This window comes from Mesorhizobium sp. M0074 (assembly GCF_040322975.1).
Classification (GTDB): Bacteria; Pseudomonadota; Alphaproteobacteria; order Rhizobiales; family Rhizobiaceae; genus Mesorhizobium.
In genome coordinates, this window is the sequence record NZ_JAMYUM010000010.1 from 103,949 (window position 1) to 125,810 (window position 21,862).

17 protein-coding genes are annotated in these 21,862 nt (G+C 60.3%); 3 read left to right on the forward strand and 14 right to left on the reverse strand.

What is annotated here, in order from left to right; genetic code table 11:
• Positions 1-78: 78 nt before the first annotated feature.
• The 7 genes from NKJ73_RS15700 to NKJ73_RS15730 form a co-directional block, all read right to left on the reverse strand.
• Positions 79-1,260, reverse strand: a complete 1,182-nt coding sequence (locus NKJ73_RS15700; protein WP_031211575.1) for an ABC transporter permease — start codon at positions 1,258-1,260, stop codon at positions 79-81.
• On the reverse strand, positions 1,257-2,255 hold the full coding sequence (locus tag NKJ73_RS15705; protein WP_352570080.1) for an ABC transporter permease: 999 nt from the start codon (positions 2,253-2,255) through the stop codon (positions 1,257-1,259). The genes NKJ73_RS15700 and NKJ73_RS15705 overlap by 4 nt, the downstream gene beginning before the upstream one ends.
• Before the next feature lie 2 nt (positions 2,256-2,257).
• Entirely contained in the window at positions 2,258-4,156 is a 1,899-nt protein-coding gene (locus NKJ73_RS15710) for an ABC transporter substrate-binding protein (protein WP_352570081.1), read from the reverse strand.
• Positions 4,153-6,048 carry an ABC transporter ATP-binding protein gene (locus tag NKJ73_RS15715; RefSeq protein ID WP_352570082.1) on the reverse strand — a complete coding sequence of 632 codons (1,896 nt, stop codon included), beginning with the start codon at positions 6,046-6,048 and terminating at the stop codon, positions 4,153-4,155. Before NKJ73_RS15715 ends, NKJ73_RS15710 begins: the two co-directional genes overlap by 4 nt.
• Positions 6,049-6,196: 148 nt before the next feature.
• On the reverse strand, positions 6,197-7,537 hold the full coding sequence (locus NKJ73_RS15720; protein WP_352570083.1) for an adenylate/guanylate cyclase domain-containing protein: 1,341 nt from the start codon (positions 7,535-7,537) through the stop codon (positions 6,197-6,199).
• A gap of 45 nt (positions 7,538-7,582) precedes the next feature.
• Positions 7,583-8,926 (reverse strand): nucleotide sugar dehydrogenase, encoded by a 1,344-nt coding sequence (locus NKJ73_RS15725; protein WP_352570084.1) that lies wholly within the window; start codon positions 8,924-8,926, stop codon positions 7,583-7,585.
• 105 nt (positions 8,927-9,031) lie between these two features.
• Positions 9,032-10,210 (reverse strand): DUF3095 domain-containing protein, encoded by a 1,179-nt coding sequence (locus NKJ73_RS15730; protein WP_352457190.1) that lies wholly within the window; start codon positions 10,208-10,210, stop codon positions 9,032-9,034.
• Positions 10,211-10,284: 74 nt separating this feature from the next.
• Between NKJ73_RS15730 and NKJ73_RS15735 the strand changes: the two genes are divergently transcribed.
• Positions 10,285-11,373, forward strand: a complete 1,089-nt coding sequence (locus NKJ73_RS15735; RefSeq protein WP_352570085.1) for a glycosyltransferase family 4 protein — start codon at positions 10,285-10,287, stop codon at positions 11,371-11,373.
• Entirely contained in the window at positions 11,370-12,194 is an 825-nt protein-coding gene (locus tag NKJ73_RS15740; protein WP_352570086.1) for a polysaccharide deacetylase family protein, read from the forward strand. Before NKJ73_RS15735 ends, NKJ73_RS15740 begins: the two co-directional genes overlap by 4 nt.
• 1 nt (position 12,195) lies before the next feature.
• On the opposite strand, the gene NKJ73_RS15745 is transcribed toward NKJ73_RS15740, so the two are convergent.
• From NKJ73_RS15745 to NKJ73_RS15760, 4 genes are all read right to left on the reverse strand, one after another.
• Positions 12,196-13,050, reverse strand: a complete 855-nt coding sequence (locus NKJ73_RS15745) for an MBL fold metallo-hydrolase (protein WP_352570087.1) — start codon at positions 13,048-13,050, stop codon at positions 12,196-12,198.
• A 122-nt stretch (positions 13,051-13,172) separates the two neighbouring features.
• Positions 13,173-13,622 (reverse strand): cyclic nucleotide-binding domain-containing protein, encoded by a 450-nt coding sequence (locus tag NKJ73_RS15750; RefSeq protein ID WP_023675957.1) that lies wholly within the window; start codon positions 13,620-13,622, stop codon positions 13,173-13,175.
• 157 nt (positions 13,623-13,779) lie between these two features.
• The gene (locus tag NKJ73_RS15755) at positions 13,780-16,494 is read right to left on the reverse strand and encodes an ABC transporter transmembrane domain-containing protein (RefSeq protein WP_352570088.1); all 2,715 of its coding nucleotides are present in this window, start codon (positions 16,492-16,494) and stop codon (positions 13,780-13,782) included.
• A 17-nt stretch (positions 16,495-16,511) separates the two neighbouring features.
• Complete coding sequence (locus tag NKJ73_RS15760; protein WP_352570089.1) at positions 16,512-16,832, reverse strand: hypothetical protein; 321 nt, start codon at positions 16,830-16,832, stop codon at positions 16,512-16,514.
• Positions 16,833-16,962: 130 nt separating this feature from the next.
• Here NKJ73_RS15760 and NKJ73_RS15765 point away from each other — a divergent pair, with 130 nt between their 5' ends.
• Complete coding sequence (locus NKJ73_RS15765) at positions 16,963-17,631, forward strand: class I SAM-dependent methyltransferase (protein WP_352470917.1); 669 nt, start codon at positions 16,963-16,965, stop codon at positions 17,629-17,631.
• Positions 17,632-17,844: 213 nt separating this feature from the next.
• Here the strand turns inward: NKJ73_RS15765 and NKJ73_RS15770 are convergent, their stop codons facing one another.
• The 3 genes from NKJ73_RS15770 to NKJ73_RS15780 are packed head-to-tail and all read right to left on the reverse strand — an operon-like array spanning position 17,845 to position 21,480.
• Entirely contained in the window at positions 17,845-19,023 is a 1,179-nt protein-coding gene (locus NKJ73_RS15770) for a glycosyltransferase family protein (protein WP_352570090.1), read from the reverse strand.
• Positions 19,020-20,264, reverse strand: coding sequence for a glycosyltransferase (locus NKJ73_RS15775; RefSeq protein ID WP_352570091.1), 1,245 nt, complete (start codon positions 20,262-20,264; stop codon positions 19,020-19,022). The genes NKJ73_RS15770 and NKJ73_RS15775 overlap by 4 nt, the downstream gene beginning before the upstream one ends.
• Position 20,265: 1 nt before the next feature.
• Positions 20,266-21,480 (reverse strand): glycosyltransferase family protein, encoded by a 1,215-nt coding sequence (locus NKJ73_RS15780; protein WP_352450264.1) that lies wholly within the window; start codon positions 21,478-21,480, stop codon positions 20,266-20,268.
• Positions 21,481-21,862 lie beyond the last annotated feature (382 nt).

The following is a 21,862-nucleotide window of genomic DNA, read 5'->3' on the forward strand; positions in this document are numbered from 1 at the left end:
CACTGCAACAAGCGAACAGTTGCCGACAAGGATCATACGGGTGGAGTCGGCGGCACTGCGCGCGGCGGAATAGCGCTGTCACTTGTAGGGGTCCGCGGCGTCCCGCAACCCGTCGCCGAGGAAGTTGAACGCCAAGATGACGAGAACGACGGGGAGCATCGGCAAAAGCAGCCATGGATAGAACGCGATCACGCTGACGCTGCGCGCCTCGGTGAGCAGGATGCCCCAGCTGGTTATCGGTGCCCTCAGCCCGAGCCCGAGGAAGCTCAGCGCCGTCTCGCCCAGGATCATGCCAGGTATGGAGATCGTCGCCGTCGCGATCAGATGCGACATGAAGCCGGGAATGAGATGCCGCCCGATGATGCGGCTGCTTCTGGCGCCCATCAATTGCGCGGCCAGAACGTAATCCTCCTCGCGCAAGGCCAGAAGCTTTGAACGCACGGCCCGCGCCAGTCCGGTCCAGTCGAGCAGCCCGAGGATGACGGTGATGCCGAAATAGATCAGGATCGGACTCCAGGTTATCGGCATAATCGCCGCCAGAGCCAGCCATAGCGGAATGCTGGGGATCGATTGCAGAACTTCGATTATCCGTTGGACGATCAGGTCGAAGATACCGCCGTGATAGCCGGCCAGTCCGCCGATGACAATGCCGAGCAGGAAGCTGAAACTGATGCCGACGAGGCCGATTGTCAGTGAAATGCGTGCGCCATAGATGATGCGCGAGAGCACATCGCGCCCCAGCCTGTCAGTGCCGGCCAGAAAGAGCTGGCCGTTTTCGGCGGGGCAGACAAAATGCCTGTCACCTTCGATAAGGCCCCAGAACCGGTAACTGTCGCCCTTGCAGAAGAAACGGATCCGCTGAACATCATCCTGTTTCTCGACGTAGTTCCGCTTGAGCGTGTCCATATCCAGCGTCATCTGGCGGCCATAGACGAACGGCCCGACGAACTGGCCGTTGTGGAACAGGTGCACTCGCTGCGGCGGCGAATAGATGTAGTCCATGTTGCGCGTGTGCAGATCGTAGGGCGCCAGGAACTCGCAGATCAGTATCCCGAAATAGAGCGCTGCCAGGAATATGCCGGATACAAGGGCAAGCCGGTGCCGACGGAATTTCCACCACATCAGCCGCAGCTGCGACGCCTGAAAGACCTTCGACTGCTCCGGCGTCATCGCCTCGACCGACTCCAGGTCAAAGGGCGCAATGGAAACGTAGTGTTGCAGCGGGGCGCCCGGAGCGGGCAGCGGCGATTGCGTGTTCATTTGGTGCTGCCGCCTTGCAAACGAATTCGCGGATCAAGTAGCGCCAGCGCCAAGTCGGAAATCAGGACGCCGATGACCGTCAGGAAGGCGAGGAACATCAGGAACGACCCTGCCAGATACATGTCCTGGCTTTGCAGCGCCTTGATCAGCATCGGCCCGGTCGTCTCCAAAGACAGCACGATTGCCGTGATTTCGGCGCCGGAGATGATGGCCGGCAGGATAGAGCCGATATCTGAAATGAAGAAATTGAGCGCCATGCGCAGCGGATATTTGACCAGCGCCCTGAAGGGATGAAGGCCTTTGGCCCGCGCGGTCACGACATATTGCTTATGTAGCTCATCGAGCAGATTGGCGCGCAGCCGCCGGATCATGCTTGCCGTGCCCCCGGTGCCGATGATCAAGACCGGAATCCAGAGATGGGCGAGGATCGACTTCGCCTTGGCCCAGCTCATCGGCTCGCCGAGATATTGCTGGTCCATGAGATGGCCGATAGACGTGCCGAACCAGATGTTGGCGAAATACATCAGGATCAGCGCCAGCATGAAGTTCGGAATCGCAAGGCCGAGAAGGCCGAAGAAAGTCAGGCCGTAGTCGCCCCAGCTGTATTGATGCGTGGCGGAGTACATGCCGATCGGAAAGGCGATGAGCCAGGTAAAGATGATCGTGACGAAGGAAACCAGCACCGTCAGCCACATTCGGTCCCCGACGACGTCGCGAACCGGCAGCTCATATTCGAAGGAATAGCCGAAATCGCCGTGCAGCATCCCGCCGACCCAGTAGAAGTAGCGAATGACCGGTGGCTTGTCGAAACCATATTCCTTGCGCATCATCTCGATGCGATCGGAATCCACCGCTTCGCCCTGAGCCCGAAGCTCGGCAACATAGCTGTCGAAATAGTCGCCTGGGGGAAGTTCGATGATCGTGAACACCAGTGCCGATATGACCAGCAGCGTTGGAACCATCACGGCGATGCGCCAGACAAAATATCGAAGCACGCTCAGGACTCTCCAAGCCAGAATGTATCCGGCATATAGACACCGAAATAGGCGGTCGGGTCGTAGCCGTAGAGCGCCTTGTCAGGCAGATTGCGCAGCCGCGAGGATGCCAGAACCGGCTGATGCGTTCCGTTTACCGTGCCGATCGAAAACACCTGATCGGTATAGATCGACAGCATTGAATTCCAGATCTCGGCGCGCTCCGTGGCTTCGGTCGATGCGTTCCAGCGCCTGAGTAAAGCCATCAACTCGACCACGGGCGGAAGATCGGGCGCTTCGCCGACCTTGCCACGGGACAAGTAGTGAGCACCCCAGAGCGGCCATTGCAGCTGGTCATCGACGGTTGGGGCCAGTTGGTAGGGGTTCATGTCGGCGGTCGGCACGCCATTGTCGATGCCCGACCACATCGACATCATGATCTGGCCACCAAGCGCGCGGCTGCGGAAGATGTCGCGCTGCGAAGTCCGGATGAACAGGGCGATGCCGATCTTGCGCCAGTGATCGGTGATGAGCTCGAGCGCGTCGGTTTCCAGCGTGCTTTCGCCGGCCGTTTCCACTACGAGCTGCGCCGAGCGTCCGTCGGGAAGTATCCGCAGGCCGTCATCGTCACGCGCCTGAAGCCCGACCTCGTCGAGCAGGGCATTGGCCTGGTCGGGATCATGGGCGACCCAGGCTTTCGCGAATTCCGGCCGGTAGAGCGGGCTCTCCGGCAGGACCGTATCGGCACTTTCCTGCGCCAATCCGTAGAACACAGCCAAATTGATCTCGCGCCTGTCCACAGCGAGCGAAAGTGCGCGGCGCACGCGCACGTCACGAAAAAGGCCACGCCACACCTGGTCGGCACAATTCAGATTGGGCAGCAGCGCCAGCCGCGAACCTTGTGTGCGTTTCCAGAGATGCATCTTCACCGGGTAGCGCTTCTCCGCATCCTTCAGGAAGGAGTAATCGGTGAAGTCAATTCCCATGCCTTGCAGGTCGCTCTCGCCCGCACCGGTCTTGGCGGAAATGATCGCCGACGAGCTGACATTCATGACAATCCGGTCGACATAGGGCAGTTGCCGGCCATTCTCGTCTATTCGATGAAAGAACGGGTTCCGCTCGAAGACGAACTGCTCAGCCGGCGGCTTGGTCCGGTTCTGCCAGGGATCGAGCGTCGGCAGTTCCGGGTTCTCCGGGCGATACTGCCGCGACATGCGGATATGCAAGAGCGTCCATTTCTGGGCCCGGTTCTCCTTCATTAGGCCGGCGAGCCGGAATGGATCCTGGTATTTCTTGTGGAACTGCTTGAGATAGGCGGCCGGCAGAACAAGCGATAGGGGCGAAGCAGCGGCGAGCTTGGGCAGGAAGTCGGGATTGGGCGCATCCCAACTATAGCGGACCGTCAACGGATCGACGATCTCGAAGCGTGGCGGCTTGCCGTCCGCCAGCAGGGCCGGGGCAAGCCCGCCTTGCGAAAGCTCATCGTTCAGCCAGACATCTTCCCAGCAATAGCGAAAATCCTCCGACGTCAGCAGGCTACCGTCAGACCATTTATGTCCTTCTCGTATCTTGAAAGTGAAGACACGATCATCCGCTACATCGAAACTTTCGAGAATGTCGGCTTGCAGGTTAAGCTTTTCGTCATAGCCGACCAGGCGAGCGTACCCGTAGATCGTCATCATCCGGATATCTTTCTGGCTGCCGATGATCGTGCGCAGCGTGCCGCCATATTGGCCGGGCTGCCGGCCCATCGCAGCGAGATTCAACGCGCGCGGGCGCTTGGGCAGGCGTTCGGCGAGTGCCGGCAGCGCTCTGGCCTTCAGCTGCGGCTCAAGAAATTCCGGCTCCAGATCGCCGGCGCGCAACGTGCCCGGCAGAAATGCCGAAGCCATGAGTCCAAGGACGGTGCGCCGGCTGATCAATGGCGTAGCTCGCTGACATCGGCCGAACTTCGGGCCAGCACGAGGTGGCCGCCGCCAAGATCGAGCGGCGACAGCATGTCCTCGTCGCCCTCGTCGCGGAATTGCGGTCCCCATGCGCTGGTGTCGGAAGCGCCGCTGAGTTTCAGCGTCTTGAAATCCATCGGCCTGTCGAGATCGGGGAAAGGTACTGCGGCGACCAGTGAGCGCGTGTAGGGGTGGACCGGTTTCCTAAGCAGAATTTCGCGCGGCGCGAGCTCGACGATACGCCCGCCGCACATCACCGCGATGCGGTCTGCCATGTAGTCCACCACCGCCAGGTTGTGGGATATGAACAGGTAGGTCAGGCCCAGTTCCTTCTGCAGGTCCTTCAGAAGGTTCAGGATCTGCGCCTGGACAGAGACATCGAGTGCCGAAACCGGCTCGTCGCAGATCAGGAGTTCAGGCCCCAACGCCAACGCGCGCGCGATGCCGATACGCTGACGCTGCCCGCCGGAGAAACTATGCGGATAACGCTTTATGAAGCGCGGGTCGAGCCCGATTGCCTGCATCAGGCTCTTGACCGTGGCGAGTCGGGACGCGGCATTGCCACGTCGATGGATTTCCAGCGGCTCGCTCAAAATGTTCTCCACCGTCATGCGGGGTGAAAGCGACGAAACCGGATCCTGGAAGACCATCTGGATTTTCGCGCGCAGCATGCGCAGGGCGTCTCCCTCGGCTTCCAAGACGTCGATCGGACCATCGCGGCCATTGAAGATCACAGAGCCGCCGCTAGGGGTGACAGCCCGCATGAGGATCTTGCTGACGGTGGTTTTGCCGGAGCCGCTTTCGCCGACAAGACCCAGGCACTCACCCCGCCTGATATCAAAGCTCACGCCGTCCACGGCGCGAACAGAGGTTTGATGATCTCCGCCGAACCATCCGGACTTGCGGATCGTGAAGGTCTTTGTCAGATCCCTGACCGACAGCAGGATGTCGTCCGGCCCCTTCGATGCCGGCGCCGTCTGCTTGCCGAGCAGGTTCCCGACATTCACCGGCACCTCGCGGAGCGCCTTTAGCCTTTCGCCGGGCTTCAGGTCGAAATGCGGAACGGCTGCCATCAGGCCCTTCAGGTAAGGGTGGCCCGGCCGGCGGAATATCGCCTCCACAGGTCCCGCTTCCATGATCTCGCCATGGTACATGACCACCACCTCGTCGGCGACGTTGGCGACTACGCCAAGGTCGTGCGTGATCAGCAGCATCGCCATGTTCAGCTTCGTCTGAAGCTCGCGCAGCAATTGCAGGATTTGCGCCTGGATGGTGACGTCCAACGCCGTCGTCGGCTCGTCGGCGATCAACAGCGCGGGCCGGCAGATAAGCGCCATGGCGATCATGGCGCGTTGACGCAATCCTCCCGAAAGTTCAAAGGGATACATGTCATAGGCGCGCTTGGGGTTGGGAAAGCCGACAAGTCCGAGCATTTCCTCGGTCCGCGCCTTGCGCTCCACCCAAGCCATGGGCGTATGAATCTGCAGGGATTCGCTCACCTGATTGCCGATCGTATGCAGCGGCGACAGTGATGTCATCGGCTCCTGAAATATTTTGCCGATGCGGCTGCCTCTCAACGCCCGGATTTCGAGTCCGTCACGCGGCATCTGCAGGATATCCTGCGTCGTGCCGGGCTTTTCAGGATCGGAAAACAGGATACGGCCGCGAACATGGGCTGTGTTCGGCAAAATGCCCATCACTGCCTGGCTGAGAACCGATTTTCCGGAACCGGACTCGCCCACAAGCGCGGTAACCTTGCCGGGCAGGACGCGAAGATTTGCACGCCTGACGGCATGCAACGGTCCCCCTATAATGGCAAAAGAGATGCCAACATCCTCGATCCGCAGCAGATCAACGCCCAAATTCATTCTCACACCAGCCCCCACTCTGGCAGGTCCAGAAGGCGAGACTATCGCATTGCCAGCCTAGAGCAACTTGGATTCGAACAGTCGCCAGTTCCCTGGCGGAACCGGCGACCGGACTGTTACCAAACGCGTTCGGATCAGATCGTGGCGGTTACTGGAGCTTCCTCGGGTCGCCCGCGGACGGCCGCGCGGCATTGCGATGAAGCAGCATGACCTGCTCGGCGTCCGATATTCGGTCGTAAATCGGCTCCAGCGCACCGTCTTCGTCGAGCGAGAGAGTACCCGACAAATCGGGTGAAAGCACCGTTAGCTTCTGCCTGATGCCCGCCAGTTCCTCCATGCCGAGCGCCAGCCAGTTGTTGGCGCCGCAATAGCTGGCGAAATCTTTGCTGGCGAGAACGCTGTGCGGATATTTCTTGGTCAGGGTCTGGAGGCGCTGGACCTCGTTTACAGCCGAGCCGAAGACAGAGAATGTGAGCCGGTCGGTAAGCCCGACATTGCCGAACATCACATTGCCGACATGCAGGCCGATACCATAGTTTATGTCGCTCAATCCCTGCTGCTTTCTGCGCAGATTGAGATCCATCATGCGCGCGGTGGCCTTGTGCGCTGCTGCAAGAGCAGCCTGGCAGGCGATCTCGGACTGTGAACGGTGCCTTGCGCAAGGGTAGACGGCAATGAAGCCATCACCTATGAAACTCATGATCTGCCCGCCCTTGCGATTGAAAGGTGCAGCAGCGGCGTCGAAAAACTGGTTCAGCGTATCGATATAGACTTCGCGGCCGGAGGTTTCGGCAAGTCTTGACGACCCGCGCATGTCGCCCATGACCAGTGCCGCCCGGATTGTATCACCCTCGCCGCGCTTGATCTGGCCGTCGAGCACGCGCCTGCCGGCGTCGCCGCCGAGATAAGTGGTCATCATGTTGTCGGCAAGCTTGGTGAGCACCGCCATCTTGGTTGCGATAGCGAGATGGTTCTGGATGCGCAGCAGCGCCGAAATCATGCTGTCGCTGAAGCCTGCAGCACTGTCGGTGGACCAAGACCCGATCATGCCCTGACTGGTGTTGCCGCTGAAGGGATGGACGAAAGCCATGTAATCGGTGACGCCCATCAGCTTGAGGTCATCGAAAACAGGAAATTCCGACGGCACCGACGGGTCGAGCCGGCGCCGCAGATGGTCGAGCTTGTGGCTGAGCAGATGGTAGTATGGGCTGGTCAGGAATCTGTCGGAATGAACGCCGTTCTCCTTGCGGAAGCCTTCCACTTCCAGGCCCTGGCCGCGGAGCCAGGTGAAGCCGAGCGCGTCATAAAGCGGATGAAGCATCGAAAAGCTCAAATGCACCCGCTTCAACGGCAGGCCGGCAGCAGCCAGCCGTTCACAAAAGCCCCTTACCAATGTTTCCAGGTCGTCGCCCGCCAACGCCGATTGGGTCAGCCAATCGGCAACCTTATCCATGAGAATGGCAGAAATTTCTGCTTGCGCTGTGCTCATGCTATCTCGAAATCTCCTTGCACAAATTCGCCGGCTCGGACGCCGTCAGGCCTTCACCACCGTCTCTCGGGCTAGCCCGAGGCGGCCAAAAATATTGCGTGTGTCGACGATCAGTAGAGCGTGATCCGCGATCGCCTGATAGTCGATCGCGTCGTGGTCGGTTGCAACGACGACAGCGTCGAAATCCTTCAAGGCCACATCGGTCAATTCGACCGAGCGACGCCCCTTGATCGCCATATGCTCCCGTGTGGCCGGGATTTCGGTAACATGCGGATCGTGGAATTCCGCCTTGCCGCCCCATTCCTCGATGAGTTCAATGAGCCGCAATGAGGGGCTTTCGCGGATGTCGGGCACATTCTTCTTATAGGCGAGCCCGATGATGAGAATGCGCGAGCGGCTGAGCGCCTTGCCGCAGCGCCGGTCCAGCGCCTTCGCCAGTTCATCGACCACATGACGCGGCATGGCCGTGTTGATCTCTGCCGCCAGCTCGATGAAGCGGGTCGGCAGTTCGTATTCGCGAGCCTTCCACGTCAGGTAGAAGGGATCGATCGGAACGCAGTGCCCGCCAAGTCCAGGGCCAGGATAGAACGGCATGTAGCCGAAGGGCTTGGTCTTTGCCGCCTCGATCACCTCCCAGATGTCGATTCCCATCGCACCGAGCACGATCTTCAACTCGTTGACGAGGGCTATGTTGACCGAGCGGAAGATGTTTTCCGTCAGCTTGACCGCCTCGGCGGTCGCCGTGGTGGAAACCGGAACGACGGTCTTGACCACGCCATGGTAGAAAGCCTGCACGAGCGTCGCCGCTTCAATGCCGTCACCTGCCACGACCTTGGGGATCGTCGCGACTTCAAAGCTGCGGTTGCCGGGATCCTCGCGTTCGGGCGAGAAGCCGAGGAAGAAGTCTATCCTCGACTGCAAGCCGATTTTTTCCAGGATGGGCTTGATCACGTCGTCGGTGGTGCCGGGATAGGTGGTCGATTCCAGCACGATCAGCTGGCCGAGACGCAGATGCTTCGCGATGGTGCCGGCGGTGTTCCTGACAAAGGAGAGATCCGGCTCGCGGTGTTTCGTCAGTGGTGTCGGAACGCAGATGATGATGACATCGCAGACGGCCAGTTCGGCAAAATCCGCAGTGGCGCGGAACCGTCCGCTCGCCACCTGGCCGGCAAGGGCTGTCGACGTCACCGCCTCGATGTAGGATTGTCCGTTGTTCAGGCTCTCGACCTTTTGGGCTTCGATGTCGAAGCCGCAAACAGGGAAGCCGGCGCGTGCGATCGCAACCGCCAGCGGCAACCCGACATAGCCCAGTCCGATCACGCCGACTTGCGCGGCACGCGTCGAAATCCGGTTCAGAAGACGGTCATATGTCGATCGTGAGGCGTCCAAAAATCTGCTTCCCGTCAATTCGGACAGGCCGTCCGCTTCCATGGTGAGGCTCACCGCTCACAAGAGCCCCGAGGCATATTGCGGAAAATCGATGTCCGCAAGCCGTCAGACCGGCACCTTCGCCTTAAGGCTTGCGGCAGCCATCGCATAGCCGCCGGCGGCGCCATCGATGAAATGAACGTGATCGCGCTGCAGCGGCGATGCGACGAGGCATGTCATCAAGGCCGATTTCTGGCGGTGCAGGCCATAGTTGCAGATGCCCGCCTCTTCCGCCTGTTTCAGCCGGTTCTCGATCCGTTGCAACACATCCGCGTCAACGTCGATGGTCATCTTTAAGCCATCGTCGAACTTCCGGAAATCCGAATTGCTGGCCACTTCGCGTTTGTAGATCTTCGGATCGAATCTGCCGATCGTCCAGCCATATCTATCCGTAACAGCCGTAAGCGTCATCAGGAACACTATCCACAGCTTCGACAGCCATCGCCGTCCTGCCGGCGCCGTGGCCCGCGCCTCGATATCGAGGCCGGCGGGCAGCAAACTGTAGTCCGGCCCGTTCACCGGCACCGGGTGGCCATCGCGTTCCTGCCTGCCGGCAAGGGCGATGATGTCGGAAACCAGAAACTGAAAACCGCGCAAGTCGCGCGACGCCCCCGGTATGGCTATGATCGAGACGATTTCGCCATGCCGGGCTTCGATCGGGTTCCAGCGGCACGAGAGGCCGGTCAGGTCCGGCCGCGCGCCGGCCGGCGCAGGATCGATGCGGTAGCGCCCCGCTTTCATCTCGGCTTCCGCCCAACTGCCGCCACCTCCGGCGAACATGGCATAGAAGACCGCATCGGAGGCCTGGAACCTCGCCACGCGAACGTCGAGGCCTTGCGCTCTTATATCCTTTATCGGCACGATTGCGGCACGCAAGGTCAGATCCAGTTCGTCCGCCACCCATCTCTGGACAGCCGCCAGCGCGTTGCGGGTGATCTCCAGCGCCGAGCCGGGAAACGCCACGAGCGCGCCGTCGCCGCCGAAGACAAAGGGAAGATCTTGCCTACCCAGCGCATTGAGCAGCGCCGAAATGACGCTGGCACCGGCCATATTGACGGTTTTATAGCGCCCCGCCTCGATCGCCTTGGTCGAGCCGACGATGTCTGCGGTGGCCAGCGCCCAGCCATCGGGGAGAGGCCGATAGTTATCAATATCGGCAACGCTTTCAAACTTTGCGAAGACCGGCAGAGAAGCAACAAACGGATCGGACGCGGCAGCTGTTTCCATGAGCATCAGATAGCACATTCCAGTGCTTGAGGGTGAAGTCGATCATGCTTCGAAATTGACTTGCGCAGGCTTTCCGATGATAGGGTCCGGCGATGCGAATTGCCTTCTATGCGCCGCTGAAGTCGCCCAATCATCCCGTTGCCTCCGGCGACCGCCAGATGGCACGGATGCTGGTCAAGGCGCTGGAGCATGGAGGACATAGCGTCGAACTGGCATCCGAATTGCGCTTCTATCTACGCGAACCGGATTGGAAAAGTTTCGATGCGCTCAAGATCGAGGCCCGGGAGGAAGCCGCGCGGCTGGCAAGGCTTTGGGATCGTGACGGCAAGCCCGATCTGTGGTTCACCTATCATCCCTATTACAAGGCGCCCGACCTGATCGGGCCCGAACTGGCGTTGGCCTTTGGTGTCCCCTATGTGACAGCGGAAGCCTCCCATTCGAGGCGGCGCAACACCGGTTTGTGGGCCGATACGCAAGCGTTGGTGGCGCGAGCCGTCGAACAGGCGGTGCTGAACATCTGCTTCACGCAAAGGGATCGTCAGGGACTGGCAGATGCGGTACCCGACGCCGCTTTCGGCATGCTTTCGCCCTTCATCGACACCTCGCTATTCCGGGAAACGCCGGCACGGGGTTGTCCGACGCGCCTCGTTACCGTCGCCATGATGCGCCCGGGCGACAAAGTCGAAAGCTATCGCATGCTGGCGCAGGCGCTCGGTTCGATCGGTCACCTGCCCTGGACCATGTCGGTCGTCGGGGACGGACCTGCCCGCGAGGAGATCAAAGCGCAATTCGCCGGCTTGCCCGCCGAGCGTATCGAATGGCTTGGCGCGATTGAGCCAGCCGCCGTGCCGGATGTCCTCTACAGTGGGGGAATTTACGTCTGGCCGGGTTTCGGCGAGGCCTATGGCGTTGCCTATCTTGAAGCACAGGCCGCCGGCCTTCCGGTTGTGGCTCAGGACGTCGCCGGCGTGCCGGAGGTCGTCCGGAATGGCCAGGCCGGGTTTCTCACCCCGCCGGACGATGTGGCGGCGTTCGCTTCTGCCATTGAAAGGCTTCTGGCCCGTAACGACGAAAGATCCATCATGGCCGCAGAAGCCAGACGTTTCATCCTCGAAGAACGTTCTCTCGGTGCTGCAGCGGCGCGTCTGGCCGAACTTCTTGCGAAGATCCCGGTCTCATGACATCCGATCAAATCTGGCAACCCTTGGTGGAGGAACTGGCGAGCCGGCAGCGGGCGGACCGTAAGGCAGAGTTCTGGCTGCGCGACGATGACGCCGTGGATCCGACGCCTGCGCTTGATCGGTTGCTCGACCTCACCGGTGAATTCGCGGTTCCGGTGACTCTGGCCGTCATTCCCGCCCTGACTGACGAGAAGCTTGTCGTTCGGCTTGACGAGGCGCCGCATGCCACGGTCGCCATCCATGGCTGGGCGCACCGAAATCATGCGCCCGAGGGCCAGAAGAAGCAGGAGCTCGGCGCGCATCGGCCACGCGAGGCGGTGCTCGATGATCTGGCTCGCGGGCTGGCGCACGTAACCGGCCTGCACGGCGCACGTGCCGTTCCGATGCTGGTGCCACCCTGGAACAGGATCGACGCCGGCTTGGTATCCGACCTTGGATCGATAGGATTTTCGGCATTGTCGGTCTATGGGCCGCCAAGGCCGGCTTCACTTGCGGTCATCAACAGCAATGTCGACATCATGGATTGGCATGGCACGCGCGGCTGCCGCGATCATGGCCTATTGGTTCAGGCTATCATCGCGCAATTGCAGCATGCATTCGATGGGGGCGAACCGGTGGGCCTGCTCACCCACCATCTCGTACATGATGAATCGGCCTGGCTCTTCCTCGAACGGCTGTTCACAGTCACCGCACAGACTGAAGCCTGCGCATGGCTTCCGATCAGGACATTGATCGGGCGCAGCGCCGGTAGAACAATTCCAGGAAAGTATGAACGGTTTCCGTCCGGAATTGCGTCAAAACAAAGAGATAGAGGAAAATAGCTCAGCGCCTTTTGCGCAATGAGACTGGAAGTTTGAGCGTCTGGCCATCCCGCGCGGCAAAAGCGCCGGTAAACCTGTCCTTGGCCAGTTTCTGGATCTTGTCCAGTTCCTTGTCGGTGCGTGTCGGATCGTGGTGAAACAGCGCAAGCCTCCGCGCACCGGCCGCCTCACAGAGCTTGACGCCCTGTTGCCAAGTCGAGTGCCCGTAACCGCGGCGGCGTTCCATTTCCTCCTCGGTGTAGGTGCAATCGTAAATGACGAGGTCGGCATCTTCGATCAGGCCGAGCACCGCCTGATCGAGTTTGTCCGGCTCGTGCTCAGTGTCTGTGATCACCGCCACGACGCCGCCGCCCCATTCGACCCGGTAGCCTATGCAGCCGCCCGGATGCATAAGACTGCCGGTTCGGACCACCACCCCTTCGCGCGGGCGAAGCACGTCTCCGGATACGAAATCGCGATAGTCGAGGCTTGCCTTGCAGGCCTCCAGTTTCACCGGAAACCACGGCGGCCGCATGAACTCATCGACCATCTGCCGGGTCGTCATGTGTCCTGCAAGATGCCCGGACCAAAGCGTAACCTTGGCGCCCCGGTCATAGATCGGCGCAAAAGACGGCAGCCCGATGATGTGATCGTAATGGCAATGGGTGAAAAGCAGGTCGAAATCGGTCACGCCCAACGCCTGAAGCGCCGCGCCGGCAGGCCGTAGGCCAGAGCCTGCGTCGAACAGAAGCGTATGCTTACCGCATCGCATCTCGACGCAGATTGAGTTGCCGCCATAGCGAGAGAATTCTGGCCCTGATACCGAAATGCTGCCGCGGACACCCCAAAACCTGACCAGGAAAACGTTGTCGTCCATGCTACCCCTTCGCCCATCATATCCAAACAACTGCTGCTAGGCGAGACAGGCTTTCTCCGGGTGATCTTCTCAGCGAGAGGACAGTGCCGTCACGACGGCGAGGATCGAGCGCACGTCCTTCGTTATTTGGCGCTTCGTGCGTCGATCAGATCCGCGGTCGTATGGCTTAGGCGATCGGCAAGAACCCGCAATATCTCGATGGTCATTTCCGGGAACTCCCTCATAAGCCTCAGGAAATGATCCTTGCGGATTCTCAGGGCTTCCAGCGGACTTGCCGCTCTGACGGTGGCAGTGCGGGAGCTGTTGCACAATATGGCGATCTCGCCAACGATCGAATTTGGCTCCAGTTCGGCAACTTTTATCGGTCCGCTGTCGGAATCGACAAGAATATCCGCCCTGCCTGAAAGGATGACATAGGCGGCGTCTCCCTCGTCGCCCTGCCGGAAAAGGATCTGGCCGGCGCTGTAGCTCACACGATCGGATGTGAACGCAAGCAGCTTGAGCTTTGTCGGCTCGATGGCAGAGAACAAGGGAACGCGTTGCAGCATTCCAACTTCATCCTTGAGCAGCATTGTCGCAAACCTTCCAAAATTCGCGTTTGCCAGACTAGAGCAACGGACGCCCAGATGGAATCAATTCTCTTTCCGGGATGGCGAGACAAACCACGCGAAAGGTGGCGAGCCCGATATCGTGCACCGGCAGAATGATCCCATTTGAATGTCCGTTGCTCTATGACAACAGTTCCTTGAAGATACCGTTCCCTGCCAAAAGTGTCTCGTGTGTTCCGTCTTCCGCCAATTGACCCGAGTCGAAGACGATAACGCGATCGAACATCATCGCCATTGCCGGATTCGTCACGACCCACACAATTGCCGGCGAATGGCCGTCGCGCCTGGCTTCCTCGAGCACATTTCGCAGCACCTTATCCTGCATGCGCTGGTCTAGCGCCGACAGCGGCCGGTTGAGAATGAGAAAATCGGGACGCTTGAGCAAGGCCCGGGCAACATCGAGCTTCTGTCGCTGTCCACCGGTCAGCCGCCTGCCGCCGGAGCCGACGTTGAAGTCCAGGCCGACATCCAGAAGTTCGCCATAAAGCCCCAGTTCGTCAAGAATGTCATAGACGATGGAGCGTATGCGGTCGGGCGCGTCGGGATGATTGTTGCCCACACGCCCGAACAGGACATTATCCATGACGGTGGCCGCGGCAATGTATTTGGCAGGATCATACCGTTCGACCGCATTGTGCAGCTCGGGCGGCAGGTCTTCATAGAACCGGTTGCGTGCAGCGACGATCTTGCTCATCAGCTCGTCGCTCAGCAGGCCGAAGCGGTGCCGGGGCTCGATGTAGGCAAAGCTCAAGGTGACGATCATGGCGCGATCGTTCTCCGAAACCGCCTCGTAGGGACGGTTCTTGAGCCGTTGCAGCAAGGTTTCGTAGGCGGGTATCTCCTCCGCGCTCATGAAGGCGAGCTGCTGGAAGAACTGGTGATCGGGCGGCAGGTCGGCAAACAGCTCGATCGCCTGTTTGGCGATCTCCAAGCCCATTTCGTAGAGCGTGCGGTCGAGGCCGGCTTGCCTCAGCACGGAAGCAAAATAGGGATTGGCCGCCAGGGCCCTATCGGCCAGTTCGGGGCCGGCGGCAGCGCCGAAGAGCAGGTTTTGGCCGATCGTTGCTTCCTTGTTGTAGGCGCCCGGTTCGAAAGGAACCACCAGTCCGCTCAGCCCCTCTTGTTCCAGCCGGGTCCGCAGCGCCGCACGCAGTTCGACGATCCGCCTGGCAAGCTCCGTGTGACGCGTGAGGTCGGCCGAAGAGCGCAAGCCGAGATCCAGAATGTCACGCGACAGAACAACCGCGTCGAGCACCCGGCGCACGGCTTCAAAGAGGTCGTGCGGGCCGGTAGCGCCAGCGGAAGCATAGTTGATCCAGTCGCTGTGGATATCAAGATCCGGATTGCCCGACCGGCGCGCCTCGTGAATGTTCCAGCGGTGCTGATCTGCCGCAGCACCGTCATAAGGCACCGATGTCAGCGGCGCATGCTTCAACCCGTAGAGCAGGTTGTCGCGGAGGCTTGCCTGGAACAGGAAAACATCCGACGAGGCATACGACATGCGCCGGCCGGTTACTGCTTCGGGGAGTTCAAGCAGGTCGTCGGTGCCCGAAGCGACCCTTCCGCTGTCCGGCCAGTTCAGCCGCGCGAAGGCTTCTGCAAGCGCCTCCGCTCCACCTGTTGCGGTACTGACCAGTGCCACCGTCTCACCCGGCTTGACCTGGAGGGAGATACGGTTGAGGAGCATTGCACCGCCATCGTCCGCTACGGACAGATTGATCGCCGACAGCGGCTTGGTCATCGGATCGGGATCGTCGATCGTCAATACCCCGATTTTCGGCGCGATGAGACCTTCGACGGTGAACTGTTCAACGACCTGTTGATATTTGACCTGGACATCCTGCCGATCCTGATCCCAGTCGATCAGTTCCTTCATCGGTCCGGGCAGGTCCTTGTAGGCGCCGATCACGGCCACGAGCTGGCCGACGTCCAGCCGCCCCTGGAGGACCAGATACCCGCCGATCATGTAGAACAGAAAGGGCGTGAGCTGCGCGAGAAAATTGTTGAGGAACTTCACCATGAATTTCCATTGGTAAAGATCGAAGCGGATCTTGAAGATGAGCCCGAGCCGGGCAGCTATGTCGGCGCGCTCGTAGTTTGATGTATCGTGGACGTGAACCGCGCCGATGCCGTCGACGATTTCGCCAACCCGGCCCGAAAGCGCGCGCGCCGTCAACTGCCGTTGGCGCCCGAGCACGATCAGCCGCCGCCGCATTCGCGGGATGAGCACGATCTGGATCGCCACGATCACGACCGCTATCATTCCGAGCCAGACGTTCTGGATCATGATGAACAGCATGGCCGTCAGCGCTTGGCCGCCGAGCAGTACCGGCTGCAGGAAGGCGTCGCCGATGAAGCCGCCCAGCGGCTCCACCTCGTCCTTCACCATGGTCGCCACTTCGGCGGATTTCACCCGCTTGAAGTAAACCGGCGGAAAACGCAGCACACGGTCGACCAGATCGAAGCGGATACGCCGCAGCATGCGTTCGCCGAGGCGGCCCTTGTAGGTGTTGATGTAGAATTTGAACAGGCCGTTGATGACGACTAGCAAGAGGAACACAAGGCTCAGGGCAAACAGGGTCTCCTCGCGGTCGAGCTGAAAACCGGAGAAGAACTGGACCTCTCCAATGAACGGCAGGTTATAATGTAGCCTCATGAATGGCTGGGTCGCGCCCGGTTGCTCGAAGCCGCGACCTTGGATCGGTCCGTTGACGATCAGCTTCGGCAGGTCGAAGGACATGAAATACGGGATCATCGAAAGCACGACGATCATCAATATCCAGAGCTGCTGCTTCTTGGTGTGCGTCCAGATATAGCGGGCTAGGCTGGCTTCCATATGCGACTGTGGACCCTTCAGTTGGAAGGATGCAGGATGTAAAAGCACCTGCTGGCGAATGGCGTATCGGCAATTTCTTCATCGCCAACGACAAGTTCGAAGCTGCTGTGCACGGACCTTGTCCTGCGCTCAACGATGCAAGGAACCTGCGAGGCGGCGCGATCCAGTTCCGGCGCATGGTCGATGGCAACGACATGGGCATTGTTGATCGGCGAAGAAAGCAGCTGGCCAAACGGTCCGCGGCTTTCGTAGGGCTTTGGCGAACAGCCGAGCAGCACGAGGCCGCAGCTGCGCGGCTGGTGCTGGCGGATGGACGCCGATGATCCGGACAGATGCAACAGGCTCTCTCCGGCACCGGGCAATAGCCAAGCGGCTTGCAGCATGATCACGTCCGCGGAATCAAACAGTCTTGCGGAAGGCAAGATTGCGTTGTGTCGCCCAAAATCCCAACATACAAGACGAATTATGATGGATGTCACGCAACCACGCAATGCCATGGACTGGCACGAGCAAGCCTTGGACCTCACGCGGGGAATTGCTGCTTATGTCAACTGCCCTCTCGTGGCAGGGCTGGCGCGCGTCGTCGCCAAGCATCCGAAGGCCGATATCGCCAACGCCTTCAACCACAAGCAGGTCGCCTGCAAGATGTGGGCGCTCGACAGGCTGTTCGAAAGCGGCGGCGGCCGCTTCGGGCGCATATGGGTTCTGGGTGGATGGTACGGCGTATTGCCGGCAATGCTTTTCAACGACGCTCGCTTCGACATCGCGGCGGTCGATAGCATCGACATCGATCCCGAAGTCGCGCCGGTCGCCCGGACCCTCAACCGGGAAGCCGGCGACCGGTTCCGGGCGCTGACGGCAGATATGTACGCACTCGACTATGCGGCCGGGCGGCCCGATCTGATGATCAATACGAGCTGCGAACACATAGCCGATCTGCGCGCCTGGCTTGCTCTGCTTCCGCCGGGCACGAATGTACTGCTGCAATCGAACGATTATTTCAGCGAGCCGACGCACATCAACTGCGTGGCTTCGCTTGCAGCCTTCGAGGAAATGGCGGCGCTACGGGAGGTGCGGTTCTCCGGCGAACTGCCGACAAAAAATTATACGCGCTTCATGCTGATTGGAACTGTTTAATGCATTTCGCCCAAAAGCGCGTAGCGGTTTTGGGACAACGACACGCATAAAAACAGGACTTGAAGCGCGTCGCACGAATCTCACCAGACGCGACGCGCGTTAGAGCATTTGCAGGAAAGTGTGGAAACGGCTTTCCGTCCGGAATTGCGTCAAAACAAAGAGACAGAGCGGTTCTGCGTGGAACGATGAACCGCTCTAGGATCTATCGTCTGTTTAATCATGAACTTTTCCGAAACCGGGCCCCACGTTTAGGGACCATGTTCGATGCCGCTCGCGCAGGATTTGCGCGGAGCGACGCGCGCCTTCCAGATCGAGACGATGCGCGGATGGCGTCGGTTCCACAAGCGCTTGTTCGACCGCTTGCGCCAAACCTTCAGGCGTCAGGTCCTTTTCCATCAGCACCGTTGCAAGACCGAGTTCTTCGAGCATCAGGGCGCGAACCGTCTGTTCGGTTTCCCCGCCGGCTGCAAATGGGACGAGCAGGGAGCGACAGCCCGCGCGCAGGACATCGCAGACCGTGTTGTAACCCGCCTGCGAGACTGACAGGCGGGCGCCGGTCAGCAGGCTGGCGAAATCCTCGCGGAACCGGAAGATGGACAGGCCCGGCGTGGCATCGCGTGCGATCGCGTCAAACTCGTCTTTCGGCAGGTTTGGGCCGGTGATCAAACACCATTTCCAAGCGTTGTTGGCATTCCGCGCCGCTGCGATGGTGGATCTGACAAGGCTCTTTCCGGCAGCCCCGCCGCCAACCGACACCAGAACGTCGAAGCGCTCGGAGGCCGCGGGCGATGGCGGCGCGGCAACGAGCCCCGTGTAGGTGACCTCGGCCCTGATCGCCCCAGCCAGTGGAAATGTCTTGTCGATGGTAGCGAAAGCCGGATCGCCGTGAACCATAACAAGATCGAAATGCCTGTTGATGAGATCGACCGTTTCCTCGTTTCGGCCCAGCTTGACGCGCTCCTGGAGGATATCACGGACGGACGTCGCCAGCAGCGGTCTGGGCGACGTCGCGTCGATGGCCTCGATCAGCGGCAAGAGTTCGAAACGCATCTGCCGGCGTCCAAATGGAAACGCCTCGACAATGACGATATCAGGCCTGCAATCCCGGAATGCCTGCAGCAGCATCTCTGAACGCCATTTCTTGAAATCATCGTCGATCGGGTTGCCTTGCAGGTCGACAAGTCCCGAAAATCCTTCATCACCGGAGGTGACAGGTGGCAGGGTTACAGATTGTACACCCAGTCCCGGAAACCCGGCGATCGGCGCTCCGCCGGTCACGACGGTAACGTCAAACCCGTCATCGACCAGAGCCGCCGCAATGCGGCTGGCGCGCGCGAGATGGCCGATGCCGAGCAGGTGCTGGACATAGAAGAAAGCGCGCAGCCGCTTCATTCGGCGGCCCGCCACTCCCGCTCGAACAGTTCCTTGAGCTGTCCAATGCTTGCCATATGATCGAAATTGCCGCGCACGCGCCGCTCTGCGGCGTCGCCGAGGCGGTCGCGGAGCACGGGATCACGGATCAGGCGCTCCAGCGCCTGTGCCAGGGCAATCGGGTTTTCCGTCGGAACCAGCAACCCGGTTTCATCCGGCGATAAAAGCTCCGGCACGCCGGAAATATCGGTCGACACGCAGGCAAGCCGCTGGCTAGCCGCCTCCACCAGAACGTTCGGCAGACCGTCGCGGTCGCCATTTGCGGTGATCCTGCAGGCCAGGGCGAAGATGTCGGCGCGGCGGTAGTGCTCAAGCACCTCCTCCTGCGCAAGCGCGCCTTTCCAAGAGACGCGACCATCCAGGCCGAGCTTTTGCGCCAGCGACTTGAACCGTTCCAGTTCTTCGCCGCCGCCGATATGCTCGAAACGCCACGCCAAATCGCCGGGCAACAGGGCAAGGGCCTCCAGCAACGTATCGTAACCTTTCTTTTCAACGGCGCGCCCGACACTCAGAACGACAACCGGTTCGTCCGGAGCCGAGCCGTCATGCTGCTTTCGCGCCTCGCCGAAACTGCCGAAGCGATCAAGGTCGAGCCCATGATAGCTCAGATGCACAGACGAGTTGCCGTTAGCGAGTTTTTTCAGACGGTCGAAGCCGGTTTTCGTGCAAGTGACCGTCCAGCGCGCCGAGGAAAGCTTGCCGGCCAGATCCCAGTCGGCCGAAGTCCAGATGTCCTTGGCATGGGCCGAGCAGGTCCAGGGCAGGCCACGAAGCTGGCTGGCATAGCGCGTCACCGATGCAGGCGTGTGCGCGAAATGTGCATGCAGCCAGCCCGCGTTTTCCGGCCATTCGGCCGACAGCACGAGCGCTTGCCCGAAGCGGCGCGCGCGATTGCGCGTAAAGTCGCGGGGCATATCGGCAGCCAGCGATCCGAGCGCGCGCCAGAAGCCCGGACGCAGCAGAGAGGCAAACAGCGAGCGAAGCACGCGCAGCGGCTCTTCATGCAGATATTCCGGCAGATAATGGACGGGCGCTTTGATCTCGTCATGCACGGGGTGGCGTTTTTCGTCGGTCGGCCGCCTGAGCGCGACGAGTATCAGGTCGAACCCCGCACGCTCAAGACCGAGCAGTTCCTGCGCGATGAAGGTTTCGGACAGCCGCGGGTAACCCTTCAGAACCACGACGATCTTGCGATGTTGCAACTCAGGTCATTCCTTCAATGACCGAAAGGTGATGGCCGGCCCGCCGGTCGAGCAGTTCCGCGACGATTTCGGAAATATGAGGCAGCCCTTCCAGCGTCAGATGCGGATTGCTCTGCGATGGGCGGGGCCGGTCCGGCAGCACCTTCAGTGCATCAGCAAACCGCCGGGAATCCTCGGCTTCTTCAGGCAAAAGCATCTCGATGAGGCCGAGTTCGGCTGCGCGCCGTGCGCGGATCAGTTGTTCCCGGCGGGGCTCGACGCGCGGCACGATCAGCGCCGGCTTGTCGAAAGACAGTATCTCGCAATAGGTGTTGTAGCCGCCCATCGCCACTACCGCCTTGGCGCCGGCAATCAGGTCTTCCATACGGTTGTCGAACTCGATGATCTTGATGTAGGGGATCTTGGACCCCTTCTTGAGCAGCTTGTTGCGCTTGCGCGCCGGCATGTAAGGCCCAAGCACGATCAGGGCTCTATGCTGCAATTGCGGATCCTGCTGATAGGCATCGATGACGTCGTGGATCAGATCGGCGCCGTCACCGCCGCCACCGGTAGTAACGAGGATATAGTCGCCCTCGGGTCGGTGGCCGGGCAACTCGTTCCGCTGCAGGCTCCGTTGCAGGAAACCGACGAACCTCATCTTTGCCCTGACAGCCGGGGGCACATCCAAGCCCGTCAGCGGATCGTAGAAATCCGGCGGACCATAGGCCCAGACCTTGTCGTAAAAGACGCCTATCTTGCGCATCACGTCTCTGCGTGCCCACTCTGCTTCGAGCAGATGCGGCGCATCCATCACCTCGCGCAGGCCAAGCACCAGCGTGGTGCCCCGCGTCTTGAGGTAGGACAGCGTGTCCTCAATCTCACCGCGCAGGCCGAGCGGTTCCTTGTCGACGATGAAGATATCCGGCCGGAAGGTCTCAGCTGTATGGCGGATGATCGACTGGCGCATCCTTAGCGTCTCATGCAGATCGATGTCCTTTTCCAGCGAGGTGTATTCGCCGTTGCGCAGCTTGATGACGCTGGGGATCTTCACGAAGTCGACACGGGCGCGGTAGTCGAAGGCGCCAGCGATAGTCGCACCCGAAATGATAAGCACCTGAAGTCCGCGGAAATCCTCGACCAGCGAATGCGCGATAGTCCGGCAGCGCTGCAAATGGCCGAGCCCGAACGTGTCGTGGCTGTACATGAGAATTCGAGCGTTTTCTGCGTGCTGGGTCATTGTTGAACGTCTCTTAGAATTCTCGCCTTGAGGACCGTGAGCGACCCGCAGGATTCGAAATCATCCTCGCGGGTCTACCGACCTGTTCTGAAACATGAGGGCGCAATTTTCAATTCGTATTACAAAGAGGGTCCATATGCTGAAACCAGGAAGCTACGTCTGCTCAGCGGCCTGCTTGCCACGTGGTCCAGAAGAACCTGCATCATTTCACTGGTATTGACCATCTCGGATTCTCGGCGGCCTTGACCGCTACGATCAACGTGGAGACTCCAGAATAGAATAGGTATGGGCTGGGTACTTCACTTCGAGCGTCTAAGCCAAGCCCCTAAACCATGATGTGCCTTGGCGGTGGGAAGCCGGAGCGTTGACGGAGTAGGGGACA

What these genes read in the sequence shown, in the direction of transcription:
- NKJ73_RS15700 (WP_031211575.1), bottom strand. Translation starts at nt 1,260, where the DNA reads ATGAACACGCAATCGCCGCTGCCCGCTCCGGGCGCCCCGCTGCAACAC.
- NKJ73_RS15715 (WP_352570082.1), bottom strand. Translation starts at nt 6,048, where the DNA reads ATGAATTTGGGCGTTGATCTGCTGCGGATCGAGGATGTTGGCATCTCT.
- NKJ73_RS15720 (WP_352570083.1), bottom strand. Translation starts at nt 7,537, where the DNA reads ATGAGCACAGCGCAAGCAGAAATTTCTGCCATTCTCATGGATAAGGTT.
- NKJ73_RS15730 (WP_352457190.1), bottom strand. Translation starts at nt 10,210, where the DNA reads ATGTGCTATCTGATGCTCATGGAAACAGCTGCCGCGTCCGATCCGTTT.
- NKJ73_RS15735 (WP_352570085.1), top strand. Translation starts at nt 10,285, where the DNA reads ATGCGAATTGCCTTCTATGCGCCGCTGAAGTCGCCCAATCATCCCGTT.
- NKJ73_RS15740 (WP_352570086.1), top strand. Translation starts at nt 11,370, where the DNA reads ATGACATCCGATCAAATCTGGCAACCCTTGGTGGAGGAACTGGCGAGC.
- NKJ73_RS15745 (WP_352570087.1), bottom strand. Translation starts at nt 13,050, where the DNA reads ATGGACGACAACGTTTTCCTGGTCAGGTTTTGGGGTGTCCGCGGCAGC.
- NKJ73_RS15750 (WP_023675957.1), bottom strand. Translation starts at nt 13,622, where the DNA reads ATGCTGCTCAAGGATGAAGTTGGAATGCTGCAACGCGTTCCCTTGTTC.
- NKJ73_RS15755 (WP_352570088.1), bottom strand. Translation starts at nt 16,494, where the DNA reads ATGGAAGCCAGCCTAGCCCGCTATATCTGGACGCACACCAAGAAGCAG.
- NKJ73_RS15765 (WP_352470917.1), top strand. Translation starts at nt 16,963, where the DNA reads ATGGATGTCACGCAACCACGCAATGCCATGGACTGGCACGAGCAAGCC.
- NKJ73_RS15770 (WP_352570090.1), bottom strand. Translation starts at nt 19,023, where the DNA reads ATGAAGCGGCTGCGCGCTTTCTTCTATGTCCAGCACCTGCTCGGCATC.
- NKJ73_RS15780 (WP_352450264.1), bottom strand. Translation starts at nt 21,480, where the DNA reads ATGACCCAGCACGCAGAAAACGCTCGAATTCTCATGTACAGCCACGAC.